11 protein-coding genes are annotated in these 11,330 nt (G+C 31.2%); 10 read left to right on the top strand and 1 reads right to left on the bottom strand.

The window, feature by feature from the left end:
• Positions 1-375 precede the first annotated feature (375 nt).
• From Q8L85_03610 to Q8L85_03570, 9 genes are all read left to right on the top strand, one after another.
• A complete protein-coding gene (locus tag Q8L85_03610; GenBank protein MDP1723767.1) occupies positions 376-1,140 on the top strand; it encodes a hypothetical protein in 765 nt (254 codons plus the stop codon).
• 307 nt (positions 1,141-1,447) lie between these two features.
• Entirely contained in the window at positions 1,448-2,152 is a 705-nt protein-coding gene (locus Q8L85_03605) for a hypothetical protein (protein MDP1723766.1), read from the top strand.
• Positions 2,153-2,540: 388 nt separating this feature from the next.
• The gene (locus tag Q8L85_03600; protein ID MDP1723765.1) at positions 2,541-3,308 is read left to right on the top strand and encodes a hypothetical protein; all 768 of its coding nucleotides are present in this window, start codon (positions 2,541-2,543) and stop codon (positions 3,306-3,308) included.
• A gap of 308 nt (positions 3,309-3,616) precedes the next feature.
• On the top strand, positions 3,617-4,867 hold the full coding sequence (locus Q8L85_03595; GenBank protein ID MDP1723764.1) for a hypothetical protein: 1,251 nt from the start codon (positions 3,617-3,619) through the stop codon (positions 4,865-4,867).
• A gap of 449 nt (positions 4,868-5,316) precedes the next feature.
• Positions 5,317-5,721, top strand: coding sequence for a hypothetical protein (locus Q8L85_03590; protein ID MDP1723763.1), 405 nt, complete (start codon positions 5,317-5,319; stop codon positions 5,719-5,721).
• A gap of 137 nt (positions 5,722-5,858) precedes the next feature.
• Complete coding sequence (locus Q8L85_03585) at positions 5,859-6,569, top strand: hypothetical protein (protein MDP1723762.1); 711 nt, start codon at positions 5,859-5,861, stop codon at positions 6,567-6,569.
• 192 nt (positions 6,570-6,761) lie between these two features.
• Positions 6,762-7,259 (top strand): DciA family protein, encoded by a 498-nt coding sequence (locus tag Q8L85_03580; protein ID MDP1723761.1) that lies wholly within the window; start codon positions 6,762-6,764, stop codon positions 7,257-7,259.
• Positions 7,256-7,912 (top strand): thioredoxin domain-containing protein, encoded by a 657-nt coding sequence (locus Q8L85_03575; GenBank protein MDP1723760.1) that lies wholly within the window; start codon positions 7,256-7,258, stop codon positions 7,910-7,912. The genes Q8L85_03580 and Q8L85_03575 overlap by 4 nt, the downstream gene beginning before the upstream one ends.
• Positions 7,913-8,245: 333 nt before the next feature.
• Positions 8,246-8,695 (top strand): hypothetical protein, encoded by a 450-nt coding sequence (locus Q8L85_03570; protein MDP1723759.1) that lies wholly within the window; start codon positions 8,246-8,248, stop codon positions 8,693-8,695.
• Positions 8,696-8,753: 58 nt separating this feature from the next.
• On the opposite strand, the gene Q8L85_03565 is transcribed toward Q8L85_03570, so the two are convergent.
• Positions 8,754-9,173: an HPr kinase/phosphatase C-terminal domain-containing protein gene (locus Q8L85_03565; GenBank protein MDP1723758.1), complete on the bottom strand. Its 420-nt coding sequence runs from the start codon at positions 9,171-9,173 to the stop codon at positions 8,754-8,756.
• A gap of 666 nt (positions 9,174-9,839) precedes the next feature.
• Between Q8L85_03565 and Q8L85_03560 the strand changes: the two genes are divergently transcribed.
• The gene (locus Q8L85_03560; protein MDP1723757.1) at positions 9,840-11,126 is read left to right on the top strand and encodes an amino acid permease; all 1,287 of its coding nucleotides are present in this window, start codon (positions 9,840-9,842) and stop codon (positions 11,124-11,126) included.
• Positions 11,127-11,330 lie beyond the last annotated feature (204 nt).

The raw sequence follows: 11,330 nt of genomic DNA, 5'->3' as shown, positions 1-11,330 counted from the left end.
ATAATACAAAATTACGTGTATCTGTGTCTTAAAATATGTATAGTCAATGGACATTGGAAGGATACATCGTCACGCCTTACTCATGTATATAAGGATACACTTCGTTCGTTGTTCCTTGTCTGCTTCTCAAGTCTATTGACTATAGGTAGAAGGAAGGGGGGTTATGCCTCCCTTTTTTTATGTAACAGATTGAATTATTGTAATATAATTAATTTTATAAATAAAATTTGAACACATAAAGATATTTTAAAAAATATAAAACCCAGTATTTTTTACGGGTATTTTTAATCAAAATAATTTGATATTTTATTGTTTCGCACATTCACTAATGAAATGTGTGTTTTAAATTTAATATCTAGAATAGAAAGAGATAAAATGAAAAAATTAGGTTTAATTGCTTTTGCAATTCTTATAAATATATCCTCGCTTCATGCGGATAGAGAAATTGAAATACTGGAACGTGTTGTGGATCTTTGTGAAGAAATTTTCAATGAGATTGCTCTTCATGAATACGATAACGATTATAATTTTTCAGAAGAAAAATATAAAGAATTTTTAAAGAATCTAAAAGAAGCAGAAGACGCTGGATATAATTATGTCGTGCGTGATGGAAATAATCTAAAAGAGTTGATAATAAGTGCTCTAAAAAGGTTAACTTTAAAAGAATTGAAATCATTTAGACAAGAATTATCAACTGATCTTTTTCAAAAAGTATCTTTGCTTTCTCAACGGAGGTTGTCATATTTTGTATCAGGAAATTTCAAACAATCAAAAATTATTTTTGGAGAGAGGCATCGTTTATCTTATATTGGTGCTGGATCAAATGTATTGCCAGAAGATTTTAATCCTGTAATATACCTTAGTTTGTATCCGGATCTACAGAATCATGCCGATGAGAGCTTTACTTCAGATGTACATAAAATGGATTGGGCTACAAAACATTATTTAATGCATGGAAAAAATGAAGGAAGAGCGTATTTAAAAAAGGTACCTGTAGATTTTAATTATCGTAGATATCTTGAGCTGTATCAAGATTTAGATGATCATGCCAGAACGCTGGCTTCCGATGAATTAAGAGAAGCATTTGCTCAATCACATTATTTGAATGATGGAGAAAATGAAGGAAGACGATATAAATAAAATTGGTATATCATTAATTTCTTCTATAAGACGCATGTAGCGATTTAAAATTATCTACGTTGATGTTCTTTAAAAAAAGGGAGGTGTAGTCTCTCTTTTTTTATATAAGAGATTGAATTTTTTTAAAAAAAATAATTTTATAAATTAAATTTTAAAACATAAAGATATTTTAAAAAATAAAAAACCCAGTATTTTTTACGGGTATTTATTTAGAAAGTAATTTGATATTTTATTATCTGTTAAATTTAATAATAACTGAATGTAAATTTAACATTATAAATTAACATGTAAAATAGAAAGAAATAAAATGAAAAAATTAGCTTTAATTGCTTTTGCAATTTTTATAAATATATCTTTGCTTCATGCGGGGAGAGAAGATGACATTATGAAACGTCTTTTTCAGCTTAATGCTGAAATTCTTCGCTGTGCAGACTATTATAAGGTAGAAGAAAAATATAAAAGATTTGAACAATTGACCGATGAAGCAACGCAATCTAGATATACAATTGTTTCCAAAATAGCAATAAATATGAATGTTTATTTATTAATTCACTTGAATGATTTAAGAAATGTGTTTGGTAATCAAGATAATTCTTTAGTATATAACAATCCTATAAATTCAAATATAACTTCACGATCAAATAGTAATTCTTTAAAACATAAAGATACTGCAAAAATTGATAAAAAAGAACAATACAAACAGTTGAAAGCTGCTTATGAATATGCATGCAAAGCTTGGGATAATGAATATAAAGCGTGGGAAGATGAAATTAAAGCTTGGGATAATTTACGAGCACAATCTTCTTATTCATTAATAATTGATAAACCAAGTTCATATGATAAGCCCAGTAGATATGATAGACCAAGTTCATATGATGCACCTAGTTCCTATGAAAACGCAGAGAATTATATGAAAAAACTTGAAAAATGGCGTGTGGAACGTGAAAAATCTAAAGCTAAACGTGAAGTATTTGTTGCTAAGCGGAAAGTATATATGAATAAAGTTAAATAGATAATTCAAAAATAAATACATGGTATTTGAATATCTTTGGATTAAATATGTGTTGAACTTTATTTGTATTGCAATTCAAAATTACGTGCGTCTGCGTCTTAAAGTTTGAAGGGGAGGGAGTTTATGCCTCTCTTTTTTTTATGAAGAATATTTTATTTTGTTTCAGCTCAAATAATTTAACAAATAAAATATAAATCTAAAAAATTTTGTCTTGAAATCACTAATTTGTTAAAAAATATAAATAAATAAAAACTCTTTCTTAAAACAGATAAAAACATAGTATTTTTTACTGTTGCTTTAATAAAAGTAATTTGATACATTGTTTTTTCGCATATTCGCTAATGAATTGTGCATTTTATATTTAATGTCTAGAATAGAAAGAGATAAAATGAAAAAACTATCTTTAATTGCATTTGCAGTTTTTGTAAATATATCTTCGCTTTATGCGGATAGAGAAGAAGAAATAACCCAACGTCTTAATCAGCTTTATAATGAGATTTTTGAAGAAGGATCTATTAATGAAGGTTGTGATTTAGTAATTGAGAAATATAAAGAATTTTTACAGAATATAAAAGAAGCGGAAGTCGCTGGATATACTAATGCTGTGTTTTTGGGAAATAAACTAAAAACTGATATGTTAGATTATATAAGAACATTATTTTCAATAATGCTGGAGGCGGTAAGACCAGAATCAGAAGATTTTTTTCAAAAAGCAACGGTGCTTTCAGAGCGATTGCTGTCACATATTGAATCAGGAAATTTTAAACAGATACCAATTCTTTACGGCGAGAAGCATCGTTTATTCTATATAGACGATATAGATGATGTAGACGATAGTGGATTATTGCCAGAAAACTTTAATCCTGTTGTGTATCTTAGTTTGTATCCAGATCTTCAAAATGCGTATGGTGGGATTCTTTCGGATGAAGATAGAATGGATAAGGTTACAGAACATTATATAAATCATGGAAAAAATGAAGGAAGAGCATATTTAGATCCACTGCCAGAAGATTTTAATCCCGTAATATATCTTAGTTTGTATCCAGATCTGCAGAATTATGCCGATCAGCATTTTACTTCAGATGAAGAAAAAAAGAATTGGGCTGCAAAACATTATTTAATGCATGGAAAAAAAGAAGGAAGACGTTATTTATAAGAAAGTTGAATAGATTACGTTTATTTGCCAACATGTCGTATGTAATAACTCAAAATTACGTGTATCTGTGTCTTAAAGTTTGAAGGGGGGGCTTTCCTCCCTCTCTTTTTTTATGTAAGAAATTGGATTTTTTCAAAAAAATTAATTTAAGAAATAAAATTTAAACACATAAAGATATTTTAAAAAATAAAAAACCCAGTATTTTTTACGGGTATTTTTAATAAAAATAAATTGATATTTTATGGTTTCACATATTCAGTAATGAAATGTGTGTTTTGAATTTAACATCTAGAATAGAAAGAAATAAAATGAAAAAAATAGTTTTAATTGCTTTTGGAATTTTCATAAATATATCCTCGCTTTATGCGGGTAGAAATGAAGTGTATAATAATTTAAAGATTTCTTTTAACGCCGAGTGTGATGCTTGGGATAATGAATTTCAGGCTTGGGAAGATGAAATTAAAGCTTGGGATGAATTATCTAATATTTCTTCTGTATACTTGTTTGATATGCCAAGTGAAATATTAGATATGCCCTCAAAAATATTAAATACACCGAGTCGTAATTTTAATGCTCCATCTCAATGGGAAAATGAAAAAGAATATAAGATAAAGCTTAAAAAGTGGCGTGTAGAACGGGAAAAGTTTCAGGCTAAACGAGAAATATTTCAAGGAAAACGTAAAATACATGAGCTTACTCATTTATTAAATAATCTTTATTTGAAGAAAGATGCGTTTTTGATGAACAACAGTGGATCTCTGAAGAATAATAATTTTTCTTTGAGGGTGGATAAGGGTACATACAATAATTTAAAAATTGCTTTTGATGTTGAGCGTGAAGCTTGGGATAATGAATTCCAAGCTTGGGAAGATGAAATTAAAGCTTGGGATGAATTGTCAAAGAATTCTTCAATGGGGTTTTCCTTCGATAGACCAAGAAGAATAGGGGATATGCCCTCAAAGATAGGGAGTAAAGGGCCAGGTTCTTTGGACGCTCCATCAAGGATTTGTCCGGATGTAGTCGAATATGAGGCAAAATTAGATAAGTGGTGTGTAGAACGAAATAAGTTAAAGGCTAAACGAGAAAAATTTCAGAATAAACGTGAATTATATGAGTTTGATGCGAAAAATACATTAATATTTAATACTTTAGATAAAATAGGTAATCCGTTGAATACTGCTCAACAGAAAGAAATTCTTGAAGGCGAATTACATCGTTTAAGTTATTCACGTGCTGGATCAGATGTATTGCCAGATGATTTTAATCCAATTGTATATCTTGGTTTGTATTCAGATCTGCAAATTGTGTATGGTCAGCTGCCTTTAGATGCCAAAATGGATAAGGTTACAGAGCATTATTTAACTCATGGAATGAAAGAACCAGAAAACAGAAAATATAAACCAGACCCATTGCCCGTAGGGTTTGATCCTCTTGTCTATATTGATATCTATCAAGATCTTAAGCTTGCATATGGTCATTTGCCTTTAGAGGTTAAAAAAGCTGAAGTTGCAAAACATTATTTAATGCATGGAAAAAAAGAAGGAAGACGTTATTTATAAGAAAGTTGAATAGATTACGTTTATTTGCTGACGCGCCGTCACGTAATAATACAAAATTACGTGTATCTGTGTCTTAAAATATGTATAGTCAATGGACATTGGAAGGATACATCGTCACGCCTTACTCATGTATATAAGGATACACTTCGTTCGTTGTTCCTTGTTTGCTTCTCAAGTCTATTGACTATAGGTAGAAGAAAAGGGGGGTTGCGCCTCCCTTTTTTTATGAAGGCGCTTGAAAGTTGCTTCTTTCTTATGAAGAGGTTGTGTTTTTAAAAAATAAATTTAATTAAATAAAACATAGGGTATTCTCGTTCATTTCATTTCATTTCATTTCTAAAAACACTTGCAATGTGATGTTTTTATCTATATAAAGACACCAGTATTTATAAAACAACAAAAATTGAATTGTTTTATAAATGGTTATTATATTAACAGAAGGTTCTAAAATGAAAAAAATAACTTTAATTTTTTTTGCAATTCTTATGAATATATCATCAAGTTATGCAACTAGAGAAGATGAAATAACACAACGATTTTATGAGCTTAATGCTGAAATTCTAGCTTGTACAGATTCTCAGACTGCAAACGCTAAATATGATGAATTTAAGAAATATCTAAACGAATCAACAGCATATTATGATGTTAGTTCTATAGGGCTTAATATGAGTGTTGCTCTTAATAAGCATATATACAAACTAAGTTTGCATGAGGTTGAACAAAAAGACCACATAGCAAAAGCAAATGCAACGCAGCAGCTTCAAAATAATTTTGCTGAAATTGAACGTAGAGCTCAATTGCAGGATGCTCAAGATCAAGCAGCCATCGATGCAATTCTTGCAGAATTTAATTGAGATAACATTAGTTATTATTTTCCATTATTTCTTAATGCGTTAATAATACAATTTTATGTTTGTTGGTACTTTAAAAAAAAGGGAGATAATTTTCTCCCTTTTTTTATAAATATATATTTTAAATAGAAAGAGATAAAATGAAAAAATTAGTCTTAATTGCATTTGCAATTTTTATAAATATATCTTTGCTTCATGCGGGGAGAGAAGATGATATTATGAAACGTCTTTTTCAGCTTAATGCTGAAATTCTTCGCTGTACAGACTATTATAATGTAGAAGAAAAATATAAAAGATTTGAACAACTAACCGATGAAGCAACCCAATCCAGATATACAATTGTTTCTAAAATAGCAATAAATATGAATGTTTATTTATTGATACACTTGAATGATTTAAGAAATGTTTTTGGTAATCAAGATAATTCTTTAGTATATAGCAATCCTATAAATTCAAATATAACTTCACGATCAAATAGTAATTCTTTAAAACGCACAGATACTTTAAAAATTGATAAAAAAGAACAATACAAACAGTTGAAAGCTGCTTACGAATATGCATGCAAAGCTTGGGATAATGAATATAAAGCGTGGGAAGATGAAATTAAAACTTGGGACAATTTACGATCACAATCTTCATCTTCTTATTCATTAATAATTGATAAACCAAGTTCATATGATAAGCCCAGTAGATATGATGGACCAAGTTCATATGATGCGCCTAGTTCCTATGAAAACGCAGAAAATTATATGAAAAAGCTTGAAAAATGGCGTGCGGAACGTGAAAAATCTCAAGCTAAACGTGAAGTGTTTGTTGCCAAACGTAAAGTATATATGAATAAGGCTAAATAGATAATTCAAAAATAAATACATGGCATTTGTTGTAAATTCAATTAAAATTAATTTGATTCAATGGAGCAAGAAAATATTATTGTATATACAATCTGGGTTTCATTATAATAAAAAAAATTACAAAAATTGAGTTAAACTATGCTATAAATCATTGTTGTCATCTATGCGATAAACCCATATTTTAGAATTAACATGAAAACAGCACGATACGGTAACCAAGCAATATCAAATTTAATCGGTGAGATAAGTAGACCTTTTTTTCAAAAACAAGGCCTTATTGATGAACGTTTGGTGTTTTATTGGGCGCAAATTGTAGGTGATAAATTAGCGCAATATTCATTTCCTATAAAATTAGTGGGGCAACAAGGTCAAGTAAATTCGCCTCGTATTCTTGAAGTGCTTGTAAATCCAGGTGCAGCGCTTGAAATCACTTATGCAAAAAACTCGATCGTGGCTAAAATTAACCAGTTTTTTGGTTTTGCGCTTATTTCAGATATTCGTTTAAAACATGGACAAATTCAGAAAAATGATAAAAAATTACCTGAAAGACAAAAACGCACTTTAAATATACATGAAAATGAGCATATACAAAGTCTCGTAACACCAATTCAAGACAAAAACTTAAGAAATGCTTTAAAAAATTTGGGAAAAGCATTATTATCGCAACAAAGGGAAAATGTAAGAAAGTGAATAAATTGGTAAATATATTTGTTTTATTGTTATCTTTTATCTGTAGCCCATCTATCGCACAATGGGTTGATCATGAAAAACGCTTGCCAGATATTGTTGTTGCTCAAGATCCTTGGGCGCCTGTTGAAGTCATTATGTATTTTTCTTTTAGCTGCGGTCATTGTGCTCAATTCCATAATGAAAGTTGGGACAAATTTAAAAAAGACTATGTTGATACAGGTAAAGTGAAAGTCGTTTTGCGTGATGTTGCTTTAGATCTAGTTGGGTATTGTACGAGTAATTATGCAAATATGCTTTCTAGGGAAGATTATTTAAAATTTTTTGATATTTCCATGAAAAATCAAACTGAATGGTTAAAACAAAAAGATCAATTGGATTATTTCGTAAAGATGGCACAAATGGCTGGTTTGCCAAAAGTAGATCTTGATCAGCTTCGTGAAGATACAATCGTTAGCGATAAAGTTTTAGCACGTTGGAACGAGGCCAAGAAAAAATATTACCTAGATGGAACGCCTGGTTTTATTATTAATGGAAAAATTTATAATTATTATATGAAATATGATGAATTTGAGGCGAAGGTTAAAGAAGAATTGAATTTTGTGACAAAAAATGAGATTAAACCTGTTGTTGTAAGTCAAAATTCTAAAAGTTAATTTTTTTACTATACCCAAATGATTTGGAAATGCCAATTTTTTAGGCATGAGATTTGAGATGATTTTTGATGCCAAAAATTACGACAGGCAATTGATTTACCTTAGAAATTTTTGGTTCAAAAAGCGGCCAAAAGTCATCGACTAAAAACGGTAGTATCAGATCATTTGGGTATATATATAATAAAAGATAGTAAAAGCAATTTATTTTTTATTAGGATGGCAATGCATTTAAATTCTGAATTGACGTCATTCATAAAATTAATTAAAATATTAAAGGGTGATACTAATAAATAAAAAAATCACTTTGATATTTAATAAAAAAGGGGGAAACAAATGTACAAGTTAATTTGTCTTATGGTGACTTTTTTTGTAGTTGGAAAAGTTTTTGCTGTACCGAATGAAACGGAAATGCAAAGCGCCTTACAAAGCAATCTAAAAGTTTGTACTGATGGTTTAAATGATATTAAAGCTAAAGGCAAACATTTTAAAGAAGAAGAAAGACGTACAGCTTCTTCACCTGGCGGGATCAAGACGAGTGATGATTGGGAGCAAACGCTTACACAATTTTTTGCCAAAATTAATGAGGACAACCGCAAGGGTGTTGATATGATTGCTAAAGTCAAAGGATTGTCTGGGGCAGAGGCTGAAAAAGAGGTTGTAAAATTTAACGAGCATCTTAAGAATGTTTCTGTAGGGTGTAAAAATATGATGGATGGATTAAAGGATTCTATTTGTCATAATGCTGGGCTTAAAGAAAAAATTAAGTGTAAGCTTGGCTTGTAAAAGTTAAAATATAATTTAGAAAGCGCGATTGAGATATCGCGCTTTAATTTATTTAATGTTAAATTTTTAATATAAAACTAATCTTTGCATTCACTGATAATTCAAACGGATCAATTTCGTAATAAGGTATTTTTTGATCTAACAAAGTGATCTGATTATCCTTTGGAAGACGTTCAATTTCACGAAAAGATTTTAGTTGAAATACAATATCAAGCTGATGCTCTTTAATTGAAGAAATGTCAATAATACCAATGCCACGTATTTCTAATTTTGATTTGATTGTTTCGGGACAGCTTAGAAATATTCTGTTGTTTTTTAAAGTTAAAATGGTTTGATCGTCCGCAATAAGATATGCGCCTTTATCAATGAGTCTTAACGCTAAATCAGATTTACCGCTGCCTGATTCTCCTAAGAATAATAATCCCTTTTGTTTATATTGTAGAGACGTGCCATGAATTTGTTTTTGTATAATGTTCATATTTTGCAACTCCCAAGCCCACTCCCTACGTCCCGTGACTATATCATTATCCATAAGTATAAACCCAACCCCCTTCCTACGTCCCACGACTTGTTCGCGGGATCCAGACGATCTTTCCTAAAGTTAAGATTGTATAAATTGGGCAATGACATCTTCTTTATTTACTTTCTGGATCCCGCGAACAAGTCGCGGGACGTAGGAGGTGGAGTAAACAATAATTATCAACATATTATCATACTTATGGGTAATGATATGTTCGCGGGACGTAGGAAGAGGGTGTTTGAAACTCTCACGTCTTCCTGCGTAGTTACTATACTTCTCTTACACAAATTTAAAATATTTTTATCATGTTTGCGAAATATTTCTTTACTTTTTCTTGCCTTGTCATTATTCTCGTAAAAAGGTAAAAACTGGAAGCAAGATTAATGAATTTTTTTGCGGACGTCACATTTAAATCCTTCCGAAAGGCTCCTTAAGGAGCAAATAATACACCTTATTCAAAATTATCCCTAAAATAAACCCAATTTTTTTAAATTGTGCGTGAAAGATTTGTGCGACAGCAGGTATAGTGCCTATAGCGGTTCCAAAATCTGATGGCTTCAAAACTTAGAAACAAATGGGTATATAGATTTTAAAAACCAATTGATGAATTATGGTTAAATGAAAATGACTTCGCAAAAAATAGGATTTTGGGCAGTTTTTGCCCTTGTAGCTGGCAGCCAGATTGGCTCTGGCGTGTTTTTACTACCGGCAGCCTTAGCACCTTTTGGTGCGATAAGCCTTGTAGGTTGGATTATTTCCGGTTTAGGCGCTATTGCCTTAGCCCTGGTTTTTGGACAATTATGCGCGCGTATCCCTAAAACAGGTGGACCGCATGCTTATGTGCAAGAAAGTTTTGGACCAATAGCCGCTTTTTTTACGGGTTGGACATATTGGATTATTTCATGGATTAGCACGAGTGCTGTTATTGTGACGGCTATCGGTTATCTTTTGCCCTTAATTGGGGATCAACCCAAATTTATTGTTGTAGGACTTGAAATAGTTCTATTGACATTGATTACGTTGCTCAATTTACGTGGTGTTAAAGCGTCTGGTAACGCAGAATTTGTATTAACGTTGATGAAAATCATTCCCTTATTATTATTACCAATTGCTGCTTTATTCTTTTTTGATTATGGGAATTTTGTTAAAGATAGCTCGATTATGGAATTCACAGATTCGGAAATAATCAGCAAGGTAACATTAATGACATTGTGGGGTTTTATCGGCGTTGAATCTGCAACAACACCTGCAGGTTCTGTTGAAAATCCTTCAAAAACAATTCCACGCGCCATTGTTATTGGTACTGTTTGTGTAGCGCTTCTTTATTTGATGAATAGCATAAGTATTATGGGCGTTATCCCCGGTCAAGATCTGATGAATTCCAAAGCACCTTATGGCGATGCAGCACGTATTGTTTTTGGTGGAAATTGGCATTTAGGGATTTCACTTATTGCATCTATCATTTGTATAGGGACATTAAATGCGTGGGTTTTAACCAGCGGTCAAATTTCACTAGGACTTGCACAAGATCATTTTTTGCCTAAATTTTTTGCAAAACGAAACAAACACACAGCCCCTTATATGGGTCTTTTAATAAGTTCTTGTGGAATTTTGCCTTTACTTATTTTAACGGCGAGTGATAATTTAGCGCAACAAATCAATCTTATTATTGATTTTTCAGTGATGGCGTTTTTATTTGTATACGCGATTTGCGTGTTATCTTTTTTAAAGATTTTGTACCAGAATCGCCATGAAGGATCAGTTTTTCAATGGATTTATGGGCTGGGTGCGATTGGTTTTTGTGGTTGGATTTTTTATAATACGGAATTTACAACGCTTTTAATTTCTGGTTCTTTTGTTGTAAGTGGGTTGCCTATGTACTTTTTTATGAATCGACGTTCAAAATCATAACGCCCCATCCTATGGGCAAATTCGTCGTCAGACATCCGCTTCCGGTACTCATGTACGAAAAGGTACACTCCGTTCCGGTTCTTTGTCTTTCTAGACTTTGCCTCATAATTTGGAGCGTTACAAAAATTTAGAAATACATTGGTTGCAGATTAGGAAATAATCCCTAAATAAGTAAGTAGAATTTTATACTGGCTGCTGTTTACG

The organism is Alphaproteobacteria bacterium (genome assembly GCA_030680745.1).
In the GTDB taxonomy this organism is placed as follows: Bacteria; Pseudomonadota; Alphaproteobacteria; order JAUXUR01; family JAUXUR01; genus JAUXUR01.
The sequence above is the reverse complement of the archived record's forward strand: the minus strand, read 5'-3'. Positions and strand labels throughout refer to the sequence as shown.